Annotated in this window: 21 protein-coding genes; 11 read left to right on the top strand and 10 right to left on the bottom strand. The window is 71.3% G+C overall.

The genetic code is table 11. The features are described 5' to 3' along the window. Positions 1-45: 45 nt before the first annotated feature. Positions 46-1,716 carry a CTP synthase gene (locus AC1DUE_RS10050; protein WP_477039259.1) on the top strand — a complete coding sequence of 557 codons (1,671 nt, stop codon included), beginning with the start codon at positions 46-48 and terminating at the stop codon, positions 1,714-1,716. Further along, the gene (locus AC1DUE_RS10045; protein ID WP_477039258.1) at positions 1,716-2,354 is read left to right on the top strand and encodes an NUDIX domain-containing protein; all 639 of its coding nucleotides are present in this window, start codon (positions 1,716-1,718) and stop codon (positions 2,352-2,354) included. Before AC1DUE_RS10050 ends, AC1DUE_RS10045 begins: the two co-directional genes overlap by 1 nt. An 84-nt stretch (positions 2,355-2,438) precedes the next feature. Here AC1DUE_RS10045 and AC1DUE_RS10040 read toward each other — a convergent pair whose 3' ends face one another. The 5 genes from AC1DUE_RS10040 to AC1DUE_RS10020 all read right to left on the bottom strand — a co-directional run bounded on the left by AC1DUE_RS10040 (position 2,439) and on the right by AC1DUE_RS10020 (position 6,993). Further along, the gene (locus AC1DUE_RS10040; protein WP_477039257.1) at positions 2,439-3,245 is read right to left on the bottom strand and encodes an ABC transporter permease; all 807 of its coding nucleotides are present in this window, start codon (positions 3,243-3,245) and stop codon (positions 2,439-2,441) included. Then, on the bottom strand, positions 3,242-4,255 hold the full coding sequence (locus AC1DUE_RS10035; RefSeq protein ID WP_477039256.1) for an ATP-binding cassette domain-containing protein: 1,014 nt from the start codon (positions 4,253-4,255) through the stop codon (positions 3,242-3,244). Before AC1DUE_RS10035 ends, AC1DUE_RS10040 begins: the two co-directional genes overlap by 4 nt. 59 nt (positions 4,256-4,314) lie before the next feature. Further along, positions 4,315-5,274 carry a COX15/CtaA family protein gene (locus tag AC1DUE_RS10030; protein ID WP_477039255.1) on the bottom strand — a complete coding sequence of 320 codons (960 nt, stop codon included), beginning with the start codon at positions 5,272-5,274 and terminating at the stop codon, positions 4,315-4,317. Positions 5,275-5,335: 61 nt separating this feature from the next. After that, complete coding sequence (locus AC1DUE_RS10025) at positions 5,336-6,088, bottom strand: ABC transporter permease (protein WP_477039254.1); 753 nt, start codon at positions 6,086-6,088, stop codon at positions 5,336-5,338. Continuing rightward, positions 6,085-6,993 (bottom strand): ABC transporter ATP-binding protein, encoded by a 909-nt coding sequence (locus AC1DUE_RS10020; protein WP_477039253.1) that lies wholly within the window; start codon positions 6,991-6,993, stop codon positions 6,085-6,087. The genes AC1DUE_RS10025 and AC1DUE_RS10020 overlap by 4 nt, the downstream gene beginning before the upstream one ends. Positions 6,994-7,157: 164 nt before the next feature. Here AC1DUE_RS10020 and AC1DUE_RS10015 point away from each other — a divergent pair, with 164 nt between their 5' ends. Genes AC1DUE_RS10015 through AC1DUE_RS09975 form a run of 9 tightly spaced genes read left to right on the top strand, consistent with a single transcriptional unit; the run spans position 7,158 to position 14,241 of the window. Further along, positions 7,158-7,883 (top strand): helix-turn-helix transcriptional regulator, encoded by a 726-nt coding sequence (locus tag AC1DUE_RS10015; protein ID WP_477039252.1) that lies wholly within the window; start codon positions 7,158-7,160, stop codon positions 7,881-7,883. Next, entirely contained in the window at positions 7,880-9,331 is a 1,452-nt protein-coding gene (gene sufB / locus AC1DUE_RS10010; protein WP_477039251.1) for a Fe-S cluster assembly protein SufB, read from the top strand. The genes AC1DUE_RS10015 and sufB overlap by 4 nt, the downstream gene beginning before the upstream one ends. Continuing rightward, positions 9,331-10,620 (top strand): Fe-S cluster assembly protein SufD, encoded by a 1,290-nt coding sequence (sufD, locus tag AC1DUE_RS10005; protein WP_477039250.1) that lies wholly within the window; start codon positions 9,331-9,333, stop codon positions 10,618-10,620. The genes sufB and sufD overlap by 1 nt, the downstream gene beginning before the upstream one ends. Then, entirely contained in the window at positions 10,617-10,949 is a 333-nt protein-coding gene (locus AC1DUE_RS10000) for a non-heme iron oxygenase ferredoxin subunit (protein ID WP_477039249.1), read from the top strand. Before sufD ends, AC1DUE_RS10000 begins: the two co-directional genes overlap by 4 nt. A 35-nt stretch (positions 10,950-10,984) precedes the next feature. Beyond that, on the top strand, positions 10,985-11,749 hold the full coding sequence (gene sufC, locus AC1DUE_RS09995) for a Fe-S cluster assembly ATPase SufC (protein ID WP_477039248.1): 765 nt from the start codon (positions 10,985-10,987) through the stop codon (positions 11,747-11,749). 13 nt (positions 11,750-11,762) lie between these two features. Beyond that, positions 11,763-13,073, top strand: coding sequence for a cysteine desulfurase (locus AC1DUE_RS09990; RefSeq protein ID WP_477039247.1), 1,311 nt, complete (start codon positions 11,763-11,765; stop codon positions 13,071-13,073). Next, on the top strand, positions 13,070-13,543 hold the full coding sequence (gene sufU / locus AC1DUE_RS09985) for a Fe-S cluster assembly sulfur transfer protein SufU (RefSeq protein ID WP_477039246.1): 474 nt from the start codon (positions 13,070-13,072) through the stop codon (positions 13,541-13,543). The genes AC1DUE_RS09990 and sufU overlap by 4 nt, the downstream gene beginning before the upstream one ends. Then, the gene (locus tag AC1DUE_RS09980; RefSeq protein WP_477039245.1) at positions 13,540-13,866 is read left to right on the top strand and encodes a metal-sulfur cluster assembly factor; all 327 of its coding nucleotides are present in this window, start codon (positions 13,540-13,542) and stop codon (positions 13,864-13,866) included. Before sufU ends, AC1DUE_RS09980 begins: the two co-directional genes overlap by 4 nt. Positions 13,867-13,896: 30 nt before the next feature. Then, positions 13,897-14,241, top strand: coding sequence for a cupin domain-containing protein (locus tag AC1DUE_RS09975; protein ID WP_477039244.1), 345 nt, complete (start codon positions 13,897-13,899; stop codon positions 14,239-14,241). A gap of 1 nt (position 14,242) precedes the next feature. On the opposite strand, the gene AC1DUE_RS09970 is transcribed toward AC1DUE_RS09975, so the two are convergent. From AC1DUE_RS09970 to AC1DUE_RS09950, 5 genes are all read right to left on the bottom strand, one after another. Further along, positions 14,243-14,809 carry a GNAT family N-acetyltransferase gene (locus AC1DUE_RS09970; protein ID WP_477039243.1) on the bottom strand — a complete coding sequence of 189 codons (567 nt, stop codon included), beginning with the start codon at positions 14,807-14,809 and terminating at the stop codon, positions 14,243-14,245. 7 nt (positions 14,810-14,816) lie between these two features. Further along, positions 14,817-15,707, bottom strand: coding sequence for a KPN_02809 family neutral zinc metallopeptidase (ypfJ, locus tag AC1DUE_RS09965; protein ID WP_477039242.1), 891 nt, complete (start codon positions 15,705-15,707; stop codon positions 14,817-14,819). 36 nt (positions 15,708-15,743) lie between these two features. Continuing rightward, on the bottom strand, positions 15,744-16,196 hold the full coding sequence (locus AC1DUE_RS09960) for a TM2 domain-containing protein (RefSeq protein ID WP_477039241.1): 453 nt from the start codon (positions 16,194-16,196) through the stop codon (positions 15,744-15,746). Positions 16,197-16,265: 69 nt separating this feature from the next. Further along, on the bottom strand, positions 16,266-16,898 hold the full coding sequence (locus AC1DUE_RS09955; RefSeq protein ID WP_477039240.1) for a CbiQ family ECF transporter T component: 633 nt from the start codon (positions 16,896-16,898) through the stop codon (positions 16,266-16,268). After that, entirely contained in the window at positions 16,895-17,617 is a 723-nt protein-coding gene (locus tag AC1DUE_RS09950; protein WP_477039239.1) for an energy-coupling factor ABC transporter ATP-binding protein, read from the bottom strand. The genes AC1DUE_RS09955 and AC1DUE_RS09950 overlap by 4 nt, the downstream gene beginning before the upstream one ends.

Here is a 17,617-nt window from a genome sequence, read left to right as displayed (position 1 = left end):
CGTGGCGGGTCAAGATCCGGTGAGGGTCGGGTAGGCTGGAATCCCGTGACAGAGCGCGCGCATCGACTCTCCGGGCGGTCGGAATCCACGACCCGGCACATCTTCGTCACCGGGGGTGTTGCCTCCTCCCTCGGTAAGGGTCTGACGGCCAGCAGCCTCGGTCGACTCCTCCGCTCCCGTGGCCTGAGGGTCACGATGCAAAAGCTGGATCCGTACCTGAACGTCGATCCCGGCACCATGAACCCGTTCCAGCACGGCGAGGTCTTCGTCACCGAGGACGGCGCCGAGACCGACCTGGATGTCGGCCACTACGAGCGCTTCCTCGACGTGAACCTGGTCGGCTCCGCGAACGTGACCACCGGTGGGGTGTACTCGCAGGTCATCGCCAAGGAGCGCCGCGGCGAGTACCTCGGCGACACGGTGCAGGTGATCCCGCACATCACCGACGAGATCAAGTCACGCATGCGGTCGCAGGCGGACGACGACGTCGACGTGATCATCACCGAGATCGGTGGCACGGTCGGCGACATCGAGTCGCTCCCGTTCCTCGAGGCCGCCCGTCAGGTGCGCCACGACCTCGGCCGCGCCAACGTCTTCTTCCTGCACGTCTCGCTGGTCCCCTACATCGGCCCGTCGGGCGAGCTCAAGACGAAGCCGACGCAGCACTCGGTGGCCGCTCTGCGCAGCATCGGCATCCAGCCCGACGCGATCGTCCTGCGCGCCGACCGCGACGTGCCCGAGGCCACCAAGCGCAAGATCGCGCTCATGTGCGACGTCGACGTCGAGGGCGTCGTCACTGCCAAGGACGCCCCGAGCATCTACGACATCCCGCGCGTGCTGCACTCCGAGGGCCTGGACGCGTACGTCGTGCAGCGCCTCGCCCTGCCGTTCCGCGACGTCGAGTGGAAGGGCTGGGACGAGCTGCTGCGGCGCGTCCACGAGCCCGCGCACCGGGTCGAGGTCGCGCTCGTCGGCAAGTACATCGACCTGCCCGACGCCTACCTGTCCGTGACGGAGGCGCTGCGTGCGGGCGGGTTCCACCACGACACCAAGGTGGTCATTCGCTGGGTCCGGTCGGACGACTGCCAGACGCCCGAGGGTGCCCGGCTGGCGCTCGAGGGTGTGGACGCGGTCCTCGTCCCCGGCGGGTTCGGCGTGCGGGGGATCGAGGGCAAGCTCGGCGCCCTGCGCTGGTCGCGCGAGAACCTCGTCCCGACGCTCGGCATCTGCCTCGGCCTGCAGTGCATGGTCATCGAGTACTCGCGCACGGTCCTCGGGCTCGACGGCGCCTCGTCCTCGGAGTTCGACGACGACCCCGCCCACCCGGTCATCGCGACCATGGCCGAGCAGCACGCGTTCGTCAGCGGCGGCGGCGACCTGGGCGGCACCATGCGTCTGGGTGCCTACGACGCCCTCCTGACGCCCGGCTCGGTGGTCGCCGACACCTACGGCGCGCACAAGGTGTCCGAGCGGCACCGCCACCGCTACGAGGTGAACAACTCCTACCGCGACAAGCTCGAGGAGGCCGGCCTGGTGATCTCGGGCGTCTCGCCCGACACCTCGCTGGTGGAGTTCGTCGAGCTGCCGCGCGAGGTGCACCCGTACTACGTGGCCACGCAGGCGCACCCGGAGTTCAAGTCGCGTCCGACGCGAGCGCACCCGCTGTTCGCCGGACTGATCGGTGCCGCCCTGGCGCTGCGCGGCGACGAGTCCTGATGCCCCTGGAGGACCGGCCGCTGCACGACGTCGTCGCGCCGCGGCCGGTGATCGAGCACCGGCGGATCCACACCGGCAAGGTCTTCGACCTCGACCGTGACGTGGTGGACCTGGGGGAGACCCAGGTCCTGCGCGAGTACATCGCGCACCCGGGTGCGGTCGCGGTCATCGCGCTCGACGACGACGACCGCGTGCTGCTGCTCTCGCAGTACCGGCACCCCGTGCGGTCGGTGCTCTGGGAGCCGCCCGCGGGTCTTCGGGACGTGCCCGACGAGCTCCTGGTGGTCGCCGCCGCGCGGGAGCTCGCGGAGAAGGCGGACCTGCGGGCTGCGTCCTGGTGGCGGCTGGTGGACTTCTACACGACGCCGGGCGGCTCGAACGAGCGGATCCTCGTGTTCCTGGCCCGGGACCTGTCGCCCGTCCCGGAGTCGGAGCGCTACGTGCGCACCGACGAGGAGGCGAGCATGGTGCCGGCGTGGATCCCGCTCGACGAGGCCGTGGACGGCGCCTTCGGTGGCCGCCTGCACAGCCCGACGACGGTCGTCGGCGTCCTGGCCGCGGCCGCCGCCCGAGCGCGTGGCTGGTCCACGCTCGAGCGCGTCTCCTGGCCCGCAGACGGGACGCACGTCCTCGACTGAGTCGCGGCGGAACCTCCGGTCCGCATCGCACGACGCCGCCCGCCCTCGGTCGAGAGGCGGGCGGCGTCGTCGTTGCGGGCGGCGTCAGCGGCTCGTGGACCGCCGGTACTGCAGGTTCGCCAGCGGCACGAAGACGACCAGGAAGATCCCGATCCAGATCAGCGTGTAGGTGACCGGGTTCTGCAGGGACCACTGGGTGGGCTCGGGCACCTCGGGCGGGATGTTGCCGAAGAGCTCGCGGGCCGCCTGCGTCACTGTCGAGACGGGGTTCCAGGCCGCGATCGTCTGCAGGACGGGCGGCAGGGTGTCCAGCGGGACGAAAGTGTTCGCGATGAAGGTGAGCGGGAAGATCACGACGAACGCGGCGTTGTTGAGCACCTCGGGGCTCGGCACGAGCATGCCGATCCACGCCATGATCCAGGAGATCGAGTAGGCGAAGGCGAGCAGCAGGGCGAACCCGCCGAGGGCCTCGGCCGGGTTGGTGTGGATGCGCCAGCCCACGAGCAGACCGGTCAGCGACATCACGATCAGCACCAGCACGTTGTTGAGCACGTCGGAGACCGTGCGCCCGGTGAGGACCGCGGACGGCGCCATCGGGAGCGACCGGAAGCGGTCGATGATCCCCTTCTTGACGTCGTCGGCCAGGCCCGCGCCCGTGATCGTCGCACCGAAGATGACGGTCTGCGCGAAGATCCCGGCCATCAGGAACTCGCGGTAGGCCTTGCCGTCGCCGCTCTGGTCGATCGCGCCGCCGAAGACGAACGAGAACAGCAGGACGAACATGATCGGCTGGATCGTGGTGAAGACGAGCAGGTCGGGGACGCGCTTGATCTTGATGAGGTTCCGCTTGGCGACGACGGCCGCGTCCGCGAACACGTAGGGGAGGCTCATGCGCGGGCACCTTCCTTCTTCTTGGCGGACGCCTGGGCTTCCGGGTCTTCCTCGTCGACCGTGGCGTGGCCGGTGAGCGAGAGGAACACGTCGTCGAGGGTCGGGCGGCGCAGGCCGACGTCGTCGAGACCGATGTCAGCGCCGTCGAGCAGCCGCAGCGCCTCGGTGAGCACGCTCGCGCCACCCGTGATGGGCATGACGAGCTGCCGGCTGCGCTCGTCCAGCACGGGCGTGCCGACGCCGTGCGGCTCGAGCAGCCTGCCCGCATCGCCCAGCCGGGAGACGTCCTTCACGGTGAGCTCGAGCCGTTCGCCGCCGACCTGCGTCTTGAGCTGGTCGGAGGTGCCCTGGGCGATGATCCTGCCGTGGTCGATGACGACGATCTCGTCGGCCAGCAGGTCGGCCTCCTCGAGGTACTGCGTGGTGAGCAGGAGCGTGGTGCCCCCGGCGACGAGGCCTTGGATGACCTCCCACATGTCCGTGCGGCCGCGCGGGTCGAGCCCGGTGGTCGGTTCGTCGAGGAACAGGACGGGCGGGTCGGCGACGAGCGCTCCGGCGAGGTCGAGTCGCCGGCGCATGCCCCCGGAGTAGGTCTTGCTCGGCCGGTCGCCGGCGTCCTCGAGGCGGAACGCGGCCAGGAGCTCGCGCGCCCGCTCTCGGGACTTCTTGGGGCTCAGGTGGTAGAGCCGGCCGATCATGTCGAGGTTCTCGTAGCCGGTCAGGTACTCGTCGACGGCGGCGTACTGGCCCGACAGGCCGATGCGCTTGCGCACCGCGCGGGGGTTCGCGATCACGTCGACGCCCGCGACCTCGGCCGAGCCGGAGTCGGGCTTCAGAAGGGTGCTGAGCACCCGGACGATCGTGGTCTTGCCTGCGCCGTTGGGACCGAGCAGGCCCAGGACGGTGCCCTGGGGGACGGTGAGATCGACTCCGTCCAGCGCTCGGACGGTGCCGTACGTCTTGACGAGACCACGTGCGGTGATTGCCGGTGCGGTGCTGGCTTGGTCCATGACAACGAGGCTAGGGGTGACCTCCGACACACACCCGACAATTCCGGCGGGCAACCCAGCTACGGAGCGGTCGCCGTCTGCTCCACCGCGCCGACGGGCACCTCGAGCGTTCCCCGGGTCCGCGTCGACCAGACGAAGGACGCGACGCCGGCGGTGAGGAGCGCCGCGCCGAGCATGTGCAGGTTGACCAGGCCGATCGGCAGGCCGGTGAACAGCTGCACGTACCCGATCAGGCCTTGCGCCAGCGTCAGCGCGAGCAGCAGCAGCGCGGTCCGCCAGAGGCGGCCGGAGGCGCCCGCCCGCCGGAGGCGGACGACGATCACGACCAGCACCGCCAGGAAGGCCCACACGGCGGCTGCGTGGAGCTTGGCCATCAGCCAGGGGTCGACGGCGAACCGGTACCCGACGTTCTCGTCTCCCGAGTGCGGCCCGGCGCCGGTCACCACGACCCCGAGCGTCAGGACCGCGGCGAGCAGGGCGACCAGCACCCGCACGAGCACGCGGTCCGTCCCCCCGACCAGCGACACCGAGGGCCCGTCGCCCTCCCGGAACCGGAGCATCAGCCACGTCGACAGCGCGACGAGCGTCATCGAGATCAGCAGGTGGATCCCGACGAAGGCCGGGTTCAGGTCGAAGATGACGATGATCCCGCCCAGCACCGCCTGGGCCATGACCAGGAAGAACGGTGCCGTGGCGAGCCAGCGGTAGGAGGTGGGACGGCGGCGGTCCGACGCGACGAGCAGCACGACCAGGACCGCGATGACGAGCAGGACGCCCGTGAGCGTGCGGTTGCCGAACTCGATGAGCGGATTGATCGACATGGCCGCGTGGACCTGCGGCGTGAAGTGCCCGGGCTCGCACTGCGGCCACGTCGAGCAGCCCAGTCCGGACCCGGTGAGACGCACCGCCCCGCCGGTCACGACGATGCCGATCTGGGCGACGAGGTTGGCGACGACGACCGGCCAGCCGACCCGCACGCGCAGGCGGTCGAGGACGTCGAGGACGGGGGACAGGCTCACGCGACCAGCCTAAGGTCCGGCGGGTCGGCGCCCCGCCGGCGGGCCGGCGAGACGCGTCACATCAGTGCCAGCGGAACAGGCGCGACGCGCCCCAGCCCAGCGCCGCGGTCCAGCCGACGAGCACGACGACCGACCACGCGGGCAGGGAGCCGTGCCAGAGCGTCTCGCGCATCGCGTCGCCGAGGGCTCCGGACGGCAGCAGCAGGGCGACGTGGGCCATCGGACCGGGCAGCCGGTCGGCCGGCACGATGACGCCGCCCGCGACGGCGAGCAGGAGGAGCAGCAGGTTGGCCACGGCGAGCACGGCCTCGGCACGCAGGGTGCCCGCGACGAGGAGGGCGAGCGACGTGAACGCCGCGGTGCCCAGGACCAGGGCGACGACCGCGAGCAGCAGGCCAGCCGCGTTCGGGTGCCAGCCGAGCAGCAGGGCGGTCGTCGCGATCACGACGACCTGCACGACCTCGACCGCCAGGACCCCGAGGATCTTGCCCGTGAGCAGGCCGCCACGGCCCAGCGGCGTCGTCGACAGGAGGCGGAGCACGCCGTTGCGGCGGTCGAACGCCGAGGCGATCGCCTGCGACGTGAACGACGAGGTCATGATCGCCAGGGCGAGCACGCCGGGCGTGAAGAAGTCGATGCGGCTCATGCCGTCGGTGTCGACCGAGATGCCGGTCGCCTTGGTCAGCCCGACCAGGACCAGCACGGGCACGATGATCGTGACGAGCAGCTGCTCGCCGTTGCGCAGGATCGCGCGAGCCTCGAACGCGGTCTGGGCGAGGACCCGGCGGGATGCCGGTGCCGCGGTGGCGCTCATCGCAGGCTCCGTCCCGTGAGGTCGAGGAACACGTCCTCGAGCGTCCGCCGGCCGACGGTCAACCGGGTCACCAGCGCACCCTCGTTCGCGAGCCAGGCGGTGAGCGTCGCGACGGTGGAGGGCTCGACGTTGCCGACCACCGTGTACGACCCCGGCGTCGGCTCGGTGACGGCCAGGCCCAGCACGTCACCCAGCGGAAGGCCGGGCGTCGACTCGAACCGGAGCGTCCGGTCGTCCGCGGAGGAGACGAGCGACGCCACGGTCCCGGCCGCGATGACCGACCCGTGGTCGATGACCACGACGTGGTCGGCCAGGTCCTCGGCCTCGTCCATGAGGTGCGTGGTCAGCACGACGGCGACGCCCTCGTCGCGAAGCTCGCGGACGAGGTCCCAGACGGCGAGCCGGGACTGCGGGTCCATCCCCGCGCTGGGCTCGTCGAGAAAGACGAGATCGGGCTTGCCGACGACCGCCGCGGCGAGCGCGAGCCGCTGGCGCTGGCCACCCGACAGCCGGCGAACGGTGGTCCCGGCGAACGCGTCGAGGCCGAGGCGCTCGCTCAGCTCGCCGACGTCGCGAGGCTGCGCGTACATCGTCGCGACGTGGGTGAGCATGTCCCGCGCCTTGATCGCGCTGGGCAGGCCGCCGTCCTGGAGCATCACCCCGACCCGAGGCCGCAGCGCACGGGCGTCGGCGATCGGGTCGAGGCCCAGCACCCGGACCGTGCCCTCGTCGGGCTGGCGCAGCCCTTCGCAGCACTCGATGGTGGTCGTCTTGCCGGCGCCGTTCGGGCCGAGGACCGCGGTCACCTGGCCCGGCAGCGCGACGAGGTCGATCCCGTCGACCACGGCACGTGAGCCGTAGCGCTTGACGAGCCCGGAGATCTCGAGCGCGGGGGAGTCGGGCACGAGGGGAAAGTCTAGGTGGGGGTGCTCGCGTGGACCTCGTGCGGTCCGTCACACCCACCCGAGCGAAGGGTCTCCTTGCTTGCAAGGATGGATATTGACAACAAGGATGTTGCCAATATCAGGCGCACTCCCACGAGTGCGCCGAACCGTCCTGAGGAGGTGTCATGAGCGCGATGCTGCCCGTCGAGCACACGGACACCTCGGACGCCGGGACGCGCCAGCGGGTCCTCCAGCTGATCGCGTCCACGGGCCCCGTCTCGGCGGCCGAGCTCGCCGCTCAGCTCGACCTCGCACCGGCCGGCATCCGCCGGCACCTGGGCGTGCTCGAGGACAGTGACCAGGTCGCGGTGCACGAGTCCGGCTCGGGTTCGGCACCGAAGGGTCGCGGTCGTCCCGCCCGCCGCTACGTCGTCACGGCGCACGGTCAGGCGGCGCTCTCGCACCGCTACTCCGACCTGGCGACGCAGGCGCTGCGCTTCCTCGCCGAGACCGCCGGGCCGCAGGCCGTGCAGGGCTTCGCCGAGCTGCGCGTCCGCGAGCTCGAGGAGCGTCACGGCGCCGCCGTCCAGGCGGCCGGCGACGACGTCGCCGCACGAGTCCGTGCCCTCGCCGACGGCCTTGCCGCCGACGGGTACGCCGCCTCCGCCCGACCGGCACCGGGTGGCACCGCGATGCAGCTCTGCCAGGGGCACTGCCCCGTGCAGGACGTCGCCCACGAGTTCCCCCAGCTGTGCGAGGCCGAGGCCCGGGCGTTCTCCCGGATGCTCGGCGTGCACGTGCAGCGCCTCGCGACGCTGGCCGGCGGCGGTCACGTCTGCACCACCCACATACCCGTCTCGATCTCAGCCCCCCACCAGACCGTGCTCTCCGTGGAAGGACACCCAGCATGAGTGCACAGACCGACAGCTCGTCTGCCGCCGCTGCGCCGCAGATGACCCAGGACGAGGCCATCGCCTCCATCGGGAACTACAACTACGGCTGGCACGACGCCGACACCGCCGGCTCGGTGGCCACGCGTGGCCTCTCCGAGGCGAAGGTGCGGGAGATCTCCGCGCTCAAGAACGAGCCCGAGTGGATGCTCAAGACGCGCCTGAAGTCGCTGCGCCTGTTCGACAAGAAGCCCATGCCCTGGTGGGGCTCGGACCTGTCGGGCATCGACTTCGACAACATCAAGTACTTCGTGCGCTCCACCGAGAAGCAGGCCACCAGCTGGGAGGACCTGCCCGACGACATCAAGAGCACCTACGACCGCCTGGGCATCCCGGAGGCCGAGAAGCAGCGCCTCGTCGCCGGCGTCGCCGCGCAGTACGAGTCCGAGGTCGTCTACCACCAGATCCAGGAGTCGCTCGAGGAGCAGGGCGTCATCTTCCTCGACACCGACACCGCGCTGCGCGAGCACCCGGAGATCTTCGAGCAGTACTTCGGCTCGGTCATCCCGCCCGGGGACAACAAGTTCGCGTCGCTCAACACGGCCGTCTGGTCGGGCGGCTCGTTCGTCTACGTCCCGCCGGGCGTGCACGTCGAGATCCCGCTGCAGGCCTACTTCCGCATCAACACGGAGAACATGGGCCAGTTCGAGCGGACGCTGATCATCGCCGACGAGGGCTCGTACGTGCACTACGTCGAGGGTTGTACCGCGCCGGTGTACTCGAGCGACTCGCTGCACTCCGCGGTCGTCGAGATCATCGTCAAGAAGAACGCCCGCGTGCGGTACACGACCATCCAGAACTGGTCGAACAACGTGTACAACCTGGTCACCAAGCGGGCGACCGCGGCCGAGGGCGCCACCATGGAGTGGGTCGACGGCAACATCGGCTCCAAGGTGACCATGAAGTACCCGGCCATCTACCTCATGGGCGAGCACGCCCGCGGCGAGACCCTGTCGATCGCGTTCGCCGGTGCCGGCCAGCACCAGGACGCGGGCGCCAAGATGGTGCACGCCGCGCCGTACACCTCGAGCTCGATCGTCTCCAAGTCGGTCGCGCGCGGCGGTGGCCGCACGTCGTACCGCGGTCTGGTGCAGGTGCTCGAGGGCGCCCACCACTCCGCGTCGAACGTGCTCTGCGACGCATTGCTGGTCGACCAGATCTCCCGGTCCGACACCTATCCGTACGTCGACGTCCGCGAGGACGACGTGTCGATGGGCCACGAGGCGACCGTGTCGCGCGTGAGCGAGGACCAGCTGTTCTACCTGATGTCCCGAGGCATGCCCGAGACCGAGGCCATGGCCATGATCGTGCGCGGGTTCGTCGAGCCCATCGCGCGCGAGCTGCCGATGGAGTACGCCCTCGAGCTGAACCGCCTCATCGAGCTGCAGATGGAAGGGGCCGTCGGCTGATGACGACCGCAACAGACTCCCTGTCGACCGATCATTCGAAGGCGGTCGCCGACGGGAGCCACACCCACGGCGTCGGCGGGACCCCCGAGTCCTCCCGCGCGTCGCGGCCGACGTCGTTCGACGTCGCCGACTTCCCCGTGCCCAACGGGCGCGAGGAGGAGTGGCGCTTCTCGCCGATCGACCGGCTCGCGCCGCTGTTCGCCGGAGCGACCGACGGCGTCCTGACGGGCCACGGCGTGCTGACGACGGTCGTCGAGGCGCCCGAGGTGACGGTCGAGATCGTGGACCGCGGCGACGCCCGCCTGGGCACCGCCGGCGAGCCCGGGGACCGGACCGCCGCCGTCGCGTGGGCCTCCTACCCGCGGGCGACCGTCGTGACGATCCCCAAGGAGGCCGTCGCCTCCGAGGTGACGTCCATCCGGGTCGAGGGCGTCGAAGGTGGCTCCCAGGCGCTCGAGCCGAGCGCCACGCACCTGCTCGTGCACGCCGAGGCGCTGTCGCAGGCCGTCGTCGTCATCGACCACGTCGGGCACGCCGCGCTCACCGAGACGGTCGAGATCGTCGCCGACGAGGGTGCGCACCTGACCGTCGTCTCCGTGCACGACTGGGCCGACGGTTCCGTGCACGCCACGAGCCACCGGCTGCGCATCGGCCGCGACGCCACGGTCAAGCACATCGCGGTCACGCTCGGCGGCGACGTCGTGCGCATCACGCCGGACGCCGAGTTCGTCGGCGAGGGCGCGAACGTCAAGATGCTCGGCCTGTACTTCGCCGACGCCGGCCAGCACCAGGAGCAGCGTCTCTTCGTCGACCACGCGGTTCCCAACTGCGTCTCGCGCGTGACCTACAAGGGCGCGCTGCAGGGCGAGGGCGCGCACACGGTCTGGGTCGGCGACGTGCTCATCCGGGCGGCCGCCGAGGGCACCGACACGTACGAGCTCAACCGCAACCTGGTCCTGTCCGACGGCGCCCGCGCCGACTCGGTGCCGAACCTCGAGATCGAGACCGGTCTCATCGAGGGCGCCGGCCACGCCAGCGCGACCGGCCGGTTCGACGACGAGCAGCTGTTCTACCTGCGCGCCCGCGGCATCCCCGAGACCGACGCGCGTCGCCTCGTCGTCCGCGGCTTCTTCGCGGAGCTCATCCACGAGATCGGCGTGGCCTCCATCGAGGAGCGCCTCCTCGGGGCGATCGAGCGCGAGCTCGAGAAGTCGATGAGCGTCCTGGACGGCACGTCCGACGCCCACGTCGAGGGTTCCGAGGTGGGCCTGACGACGGAGGGTGCATGAGCGCCCAGCTGGCCTGCTACGACGAGGACGTGCCCGTCGAGGGCACGTTCCGAGTCGAGCTCGAGGGCGAGCGCGGTCCCGTCGAGGTCGCGCTGGTGCGTGACGAGGACGGCGAGCTGCACGCCATCTCCGACATCTGCTCCCACGGTGCCGTCTCGCTGTCGGACGGGGAGGTGGAGGGCTGCACGATCGAGTGCTGGCTCCACGGCTCCCGCTTCGACCTGCGCACCGGCAAGCCCACCGGCCCGCCCGCCGTGCGCGCCGTCCCTGTCTACCCCGTGACCGTCGACGGCCAGCGCGTGCTGGTCGACGTCGATTCACCTCTTTAACTGCCTGCCCCAGCCCCGAATCGAAGGAACACCGCATGTCCACCCTGGAGATCCGCGACCTGCACGTCAGCGTCGAGACGAAGGAGGGCCCGAAGGCCATCCTGCGCGGCGTCGACCTGACCGTCGCCAGCGGCGAGACGCACGCCATCATGGGCCCGAACGGCTCCGGCAAGTCGACGCTGGCCTACTCGCTCGCCGGCCACCCGAAGTACCACGTCACCAGCGGAACCGTGACGCTCGACGGCGAGGACGTCCTCGCGCTGTCGGTCGACGCCCGCGCCCGCGCCGGCCTCTTCCTCGCCATGCAGTACCCGGTCGAGGTGCCCGGCGTCAGCGTGTCCAACTTCCTGCGCACCGCCAAGACCGCGATCGACGGCCAGGCGCCGCCGCTGCGCACCTGGGTCAAGGACGTGCGCAAGGCGATGGACGACCTGCGCATGGACCCGGCGTTCGCCGAGCGCTCCGTCAACGAGGGGTTCTCCGGTGGCGAGAAGAAGCGCCACGAGATCCTGCAGATGGAGCTTCTCAAGCCGAAGTTCGCGATCCTCGACGAGACCGACTCCGGCCTCGACGTCGACGCGCTGCGCGTCGTCTCCGAGGGCGTGAACCGCGTGAAGGAGAACCCGGACGTCGGTGTCCTGCTGATCACGCACTACACGCGGATCCTGCGCTACATCACGCCCGACTTCGTGCACGTCTTCGTCGACGGCAAGGTCGCCGAGGAGGGCGGGCCCGAGCTGGCCGACCGCCTCGAGAACGAGGGCTACGACCGCTTCCTGTCGACCGCGACCGTTCTCTGAGGAAGCCGAGACGATGACCAGCACCCTCGAGGTCCCGGCCCGGACGCTCGCCGCGTCCGAGCTGGCCGCCGTGCGCGCGGACTTCCCGCTGCTCGCGCGGACGCTGCGCGGCGGTCGCCCGCTGGTGTACCTCGACTCGGGCGCCACCTCGCAGAAGCCCGAGGTCGTGCTCGACGCCGAGCAGGACTTCTACATCCAGCGCAACGCCGCCGTGCACCGCGGCGCGCACCAGCTGGCGGAGGAAGCCACCGAGGCGTTCGAGGACGCGCGGAACCGCGTCGCGTCGTTCGTCGGCGTCTCGCCGGGGTCGTTGGTCTGGACGTCGAACGCGACCGCGGGGATCAATCTGGTCGCGTACGCGATGTCCAACGCGTCGTTGGGACGCGGGGGAGAGGCGGCCCGCCGGCTCGCCCTCGGTCCCGGCGACGAGATCGTCGTGACGGAGGCCGAGCACCACGCGAACCTCGTCCCGTGGCAGGAGCTCGCGGCCCGCACGGGCGCGACGCTGAAGTGGATCGGGGTCGACGACGACGGGCGCATCCGGGTCGACGAGCTCGACACGGTCGTGACGTCGCGGACCAAGGTCATCGCCTTCACGCACGCCTCGAACGTGACCGGTGCGATCACGCCGGTCGCCCCGTTCGTCGCCAAGGCCCGTGAGGTCGGGGCCCTGACGGTGCTCGACGCGTGCCAGTCCGTTCCGCACCTGCCCGTGGACCTCACGGCGCTGGGCGTCGACTTCGCCGCGTTCTCCGGGCACAAGATGCTCGGACCCACGGGCGTCGGCGCGCTCTACGGCCGGCGCGAGCTGCTCGAGGCGATGCCCCCGGTCACCACCGGCGGCTCGATGGTCGAGGTCGTGACCATGGAGAAGACCACCTACGCGCCGCCGCCGCAGCGGTTCGAGGCCGGCACGCAGATGGTGTCGCAGGCGATCGGGATGGGCGCCGCGGCGTCCTACCTCGGTGAGCTGGGCATGGACGCGGTCGCCGCGCACGAGCACCACCTGGCCGGGCTGCTGCTCGATGCGGTCGCCTCGGTGCCGGGCGTGCGCGTGATCGGTCCGACCGACACCCGCGACCGCCTGGCGACCGTCTCGTTCGTCGTCGACGGCGTGCACGCCCACGACGTGGGCCAGGTGCTCGACGACGCCGGCGTGGCCGTGCGGGTGGGTCACCACTGCGCCCAGCCCCTGCACCGCCGGTTCGGCGTAGCGTCGACGTCGCGGGCCAGCGCCGCCGTCTACACGACGGACGACGAGATCGACGTCTTCCGGGAAGCACTGGCGGGGGTCCGGGCGTTCTTCGGTCTGGAGGTGTCATGAGTTCCTCGATGGAGCAGCTGTACCAGCAGGTCATCCTCGACCACGCCAAGTTCCCCCACGGCCGCGGCCTCGGGCTCGCCGGTGCCCATGTCGGTGAGTCGCACCAGGTCAACCCGACGTGCGGCGACGAGGTCACCCTCCAGGTCGACCTCGAGGACGGCATCGTGCGCGACGTCCGCTGGGAGGGCCAGGGCTGCAGCATCTCGCAGGCTTCGGTCTCGGTCCTGCACGACCTGGTCGTCGGCAACGACCTCGCCACGGTCGACCAGATCGGCGGCACCTTCCGCGAGCTGATGTCGGCCCGCGGCAACGGCCTGGACGACGAGTCCGCCGAGGACTCCCTCGGCGACGCGACCGCCTTCACCGGGGTGGCCAAGTACCCCGCCCGCATCAAGTGCGCGCTGCTCGGCTGGTCCGCGCTGACCGACGCACTCATCAAGACCGGCGCCCGTCCCACGGAGGACTCATGACCATCCAGCCATCTCCCACCACAGTGGCCGACGTCGAGGAAGCCCTGCGCGACGTCATCGACCCCGAGCTCGGCATCAACGTCGTCGACCTCGGCCTGATCTACGGCGTCGTCATCGACCAGACGAACACGGCGATCATCGACATGACCCTCACGTCCGCGGCCTGCCCGCTGACCGACGTCATCGAGGACCAGTCCGCGACCGCGCTCGACGGCATCGTCGACGGCTTCCGCATCAACTGGGTCTGGATGCCGCCGTGGGGCCCCGAGAAGATCACGCCCGACGGGCGCGAGCAGATGCGGGCGCTCGGCTTCAACATCTGACGAGCGACCCGGACTCCTGGAGGCAGCCCGATGCCCGACGACCAGCTGCCCCCGCCGACCCGGGGGATCGAGGTCGAGGAGCTGGCCTCCGTCGACCTCGGCCCCGAGCTCCCGGGCATGGAGGGACGCCGGCTCCGGATGCGGAAGGTGACGATCGCGCCCGGAGGGGTGTTCGGTCCCGTGCACGACCACGTGGGCCGGCCGGGCATGGTCTACGTGCTCGAGGGAACGGTCACCGACCATCGGGACGGCACGTCGACGGACTACGGTCCGGGACCGGGCTGGGCGGAGGACCGGGGCACGGTCCACTGGCTCGAGAACCGGGGAACCGTCCCGGCGGTGGAGATCTCGGTCGACATCGTCGGGCAGGCGTGAGTCAGACGGTCGTGACCATCACGCAGTTGCCCTTGCCCTTGGGCCGTTGGTACGCGAAGCCGGCCTCCTCGAAGAGCGTGCGCGTGCCGTTGTAGAGGAAGGACGCCGACTTCTTCGCGCCGCCGGTGTCGTGGGGGTAGGCCTCGACGATGCCGCCGCCCGCCGCGGCGATGAGGTCGAGCGCGCCCTGCAGGGCGATGCGGGACACCCCTCGTCGCCGGTAGTCCCGGTCGACGAAGAAGCAGGTGATCCGGAAGTCGGGCKCGCGCTCGAGCCCGGCGAGGTAGTCCTTGCGGTGCTGGACGTTCGGGAGCTCGCCGGGGGTCCCGTACTCGGCCCAGGCGACCGCCGCGTCGCCGTCGAAGACGAGCGCAGCGTGCGCCCGCCCCTCGACGACCAGCTGGTGCTTCATCAGGCGACTGCCCTCGGCACCCGGTGCCCGGTCGGGGAGGCTCGGGTGGAAGTACGTGCACCAGCACCCGCCCCAGACACCGTTGTGCTTCTCGGCGAGCCGCGCGAACGCGTCCCAGGTGTCCGGGGTCAGCGCCCGGACGTCGTAGTCGTCCATCGGAGCCTCACAGGGTGTCGGCGGCGAACGTGTCGCACGCCTCCAGGGTGCCCTGCTCGTAGCCGGTTGTGAACCAGCGCTCGCGCTGCTCGCTCGTACCGTGCGTGAACGCGTCGGGGTTCACGTCCCCGCCGCCCCGCTTCTGGATGTGGTCGTCGCCGACCGCGGCGGCGGCGTTCAGCGCGTTCTGCAGCTGCTCCTGCGTGATCGGGTTCAGGAACGGCTTGCCGGTGTCGGGGTCGAGCGTCTCGGTCGCGTCGCCCACCCACATGCCCGCGTAGCAGTCGGCCTGCAGCTCGGTGCGCACCGAGTCGGAGTCCGCGCCGGTGCCCTGCCGGTCCGCCTGGTCCATCACGCCGGTGATCGTCTGGATGTGGTGGCCGTACTCGTGGGCGGTCACGTACATCTCGGCCAGCGGGCCGTCCTGCGCGCCCAGCTGCGACTCGAGGTCGTCGTAGAAGCTCACGTCGAGGTAGATCGTCTTGTCGGGCGGGCAGTAGAACGGGCCGCTCGCGCTGGAGGCGTTGCCGCAGCCGGTGCTCACGGACTGCGAGAACGAGGTGACCCCGGGCTGGGTGAACTGGTTCGGCACGGCGGCCGCCCAGTAGACGTCGAGCGACTCGATCGTCCCCTCGAGCCGGCACTCGCGGTCGGTGTTCGCCTCGGCCGCGGTGCACGCCTCGAGGGTGCTCTCGGCCTGCTGACCACCGCCACCGGCACCGCCGGCCACCTGGTTCACGACGTTGGCGAGCTCGCTGTTGCCCGTGGCCTGCAGGATCAGGACGAGCGCGACCACCGCGATCCCGCCGATCCCACCACCGACGGCGATGCCGCCCTTGCCGGGACCGCGCTTGCGGACGCGGCCCGCGTCGAAGTTGCCACCCTCCTGGAACGTCATGCTCGCAACGTAGCGGCCGGAGCGGCGGACCGCTCCTCAGCTGCGCAGCGGGCGGCCGGTCGAGTCGTGCGCCCAGGACGACCCGGGCGAGCCGACGAGGTAGAGGATCCCCTCGATGAAGCCCCAGACCCACACCACGACCCACAGGATCCCGAACGTGACGATCCCGCCGACGACGCCGACCAGCAGCATGGTCAGCCCGATGCCGGTGTACCCCAGGTAGAAGCGGTGGATGCCGAACCCGCCCAGGAAGATGCCGAGCAGGCCCGCGACGACCTTCGACTTCGCCTGAGGGTCGTAGGGGTACAGGCCCGGCGGCGGGTACCCCGGCTGCCCGTACGGCGGGGGCGGGTACTGGCCCTGCGCGTAGGGCGGCGGCGGGTTCGCACCCGGCTGGCCGTACGGGGCGGGCGGCGGCGGGTACTGCCCCTGCGGCGGCGTGCCGTACGGCGGGGGTGTCTCGGGGGACGGTTCCGTGGGCTCGCTCATCCGACTCGCTCCGGTCTGCTCGTTCTGGGCAGGAATCTACGACGACGTTATCGCAGGTGGGGCGGCCGATCAGTCCTCGCCCAGACCTCGTGCGGCGAGCGCGTCGCCGGTGGCGCGGGCGTGGGCGACCATCCGCACGGCCGCGGGCACCAGCACCGCCCGGGGGTTGCGCTCCAGGCCGCGGGCCCGGGCCGCGTCGCGTGTCTCCGACGTCGTGCGCACCAGGACGGGGATGGTCCGCAGGAACAGGCCGACGGTGAGCCCGAACAGCTCGGGGGACAGGCCCACGTGCCGCAGGGGCCGCGCCATCCGCGCGAGCACGTCCAGCAGCGTGTCGGCGCGGGTGGTCGCCGTGAGCAGTGTGCCGACGAGCACGAGCGCGACGAGGTCGACCGCGACCTCGATCGCCGTCGCCCAGCCCCGGGCCCACCACTGGTACGCGCCGATCATCGCGGCGATCACGAGCGTGGGCACCAGACCGCGGGTGGTCCGGTGCCAGGGGACGCGGGAGACGACCTGCAGGAGCAGCGCGACGCCCAGCGCGACGAGCGCCGATACCGGGCCGTGCGCGAGGACGACCGCGAGCGCGAACAGGGCGAGCAGGAGCAGCTTGAGGCCGGCGGGAGCACGGTGCAGCACGCTCGTACCCGGGTGGTAGAGACCGAGGGGTCCGGTCCAGGGCGGGCGCAGGGGGCCGCTCACGGGTGGCCCACCGTCATGAGCTCCCGGTAGAACCGGACCGCAGCGGCGGGCTCGCCGTCGAACGCGACCTCGCCCTCCTCGACCACCAGCACCCGGTCCGCCTGCAGCGCGGCGTCGAGGTCGTGCGTGACGACGACGACCTGCTGGTCGAGTCCTGCGAGCAGCTCGTCGACGACGCGGCGCCACCGCAGGTCGAGCAGCGTGGTCGGCTCGTCGCACACGAGGATCTCGGGCTCGGTGGCGAGCACCGACGCGAGGGCGAGCAGCTGGCGCTGGCCACCCGACAGCGAGTGGACCGGGACCTCGGCACGGTCCGCCAGGCCGAACCGCGCGAGCGCCTGCCGGGCGGCCACGTCGCGGGCGGCCGCGTCCAGCGGGAGCCGCCGCAGCGAGAGTGCGACGTCCTCGACGGGGGTCGGCATGACCAGCTGCGCGTCCGGGTCGGTGAACATGAACCCCACCCGGCGACGCACGGCGGCCCCGTCCCGCGCCGTGTCGAGGCCGTCCACCCGGACGGTGCCCGACGAGGGCAGGACGAGGCCGTTGAGCAGTCGCGCGAGGGTCGACTTGCCGGAGCCGTTGGCGCCGACGATCGCGACGCGGCGCTCGACGAGCTCCAGGGTCACCGGTCCGAGCAGGCGCACGATGCGGTCCGCACCGCCCGCCGGGTCAGGGCTGTAGGCGGTGACCTGGACCTCGTCGAGCGCGATGACAGGCAC

This window comes from Cellulomonas sp. P4_A2, assembly GCF_056402515.1.
This window is presented reverse-complemented; position numbering and strand designations above follow the sequence as displayed.

Excerpts from the sequence above, each read along its gene's own strand:
- AC1DUE_RS09960 (WP_477039241.1), bottom strand. The coding sequence starts at position 16,196 with ATGAGCGAGCCCACGGAACCGTCCCCCGAGACACCCCCGCCGTACGGC.
- AC1DUE_RS09980 (WP_477039245.1), top strand. The coding sequence starts at position 13,540 with ATGACCATCCAGCCATCTCCCACCACAGTGGCCGACGTCGAGGAAGCC.
- AC1DUE_RS10025 (WP_477039254.1), bottom strand. The coding sequence starts at position 6,088 with ATGAGCGCCACCGCGGCACCGGCATCCCGCCGGGTCCTCGCCCAGACC.
- AC1DUE_RS09990 (WP_477039247.1), top strand. The coding sequence starts at position 11,763 with ATGACCAGCACCCTCGAGGTCCCGGCCCGGACGCTCGCCGCGTCCGAG.
- AC1DUE_RS10035 (WP_477039256.1), bottom strand. The coding sequence starts at position 4,255 with ATGGACCAAGCCAGCACCGCACCGGCAATCACCGCACGTGGTCTCGTC.
- ypfJ (WP_477039242.1), bottom strand. The coding sequence starts at position 15,707 with ATGACGTTCCAGGAGGGTGGCAACTTCGACGCGGGCCGCGTCCGCAAG.
- AC1DUE_RS10015 (WP_477039252.1), top strand. The coding sequence starts at position 7,158 with ATGAGCGCGATGCTGCCCGTCGAGCACACGGACACCTCGGACGCCGGG.
- AC1DUE_RS10045 (WP_477039258.1), top strand. The coding sequence starts at position 1,716 with ATGCCCCTGGAGGACCGGCCGCTGCACGACGTCGTCGCGCCGCGGCCG.
- sufU (WP_477039246.1), top strand. The coding sequence starts at position 13,070 with ATGAGTTCCTCGATGGAGCAGCTGTACCAGCAGGTCATCCTCGACCAC.
- sufB (WP_477039251.1), top strand. The coding sequence starts at position 7,880 with ATGAGTGCACAGACCGACAGCTCGTCTGCCGCCGCTGCGCCGCAGATG.
- sufD (WP_477039250.1), top strand. The coding sequence starts at position 9,331 with ATGACGACCGCAACAGACTCCCTGTCGACCGATCATTCGAAGGCGGTC.
- AC1DUE_RS10000 (WP_477039249.1), top strand. The coding sequence starts at position 10,617 with ATGAGCGCCCAGCTGGCCTGCTACGACGAGGACGTGCCCGTCGAGGGC.
- AC1DUE_RS09975 (WP_477039244.1), top strand. The coding sequence starts at position 13,897 with ATGCCCGACGACCAGCTGCCCCCGCCGACCCGGGGGATCGAGGTCGAG.
- sufC (WP_477039248.1), top strand. The coding sequence starts at position 10,985 with ATGTCCACCCTGGAGATCCGCGACCTGCACGTCAGCGTCGAGACGAAG.
- AC1DUE_RS10040 (WP_477039257.1), bottom strand. The coding sequence starts at position 3,245 with ATGAGCCTCCCCTACGTGTTCGCGGACGCGGCCGTCGTCGCCAAGCGG.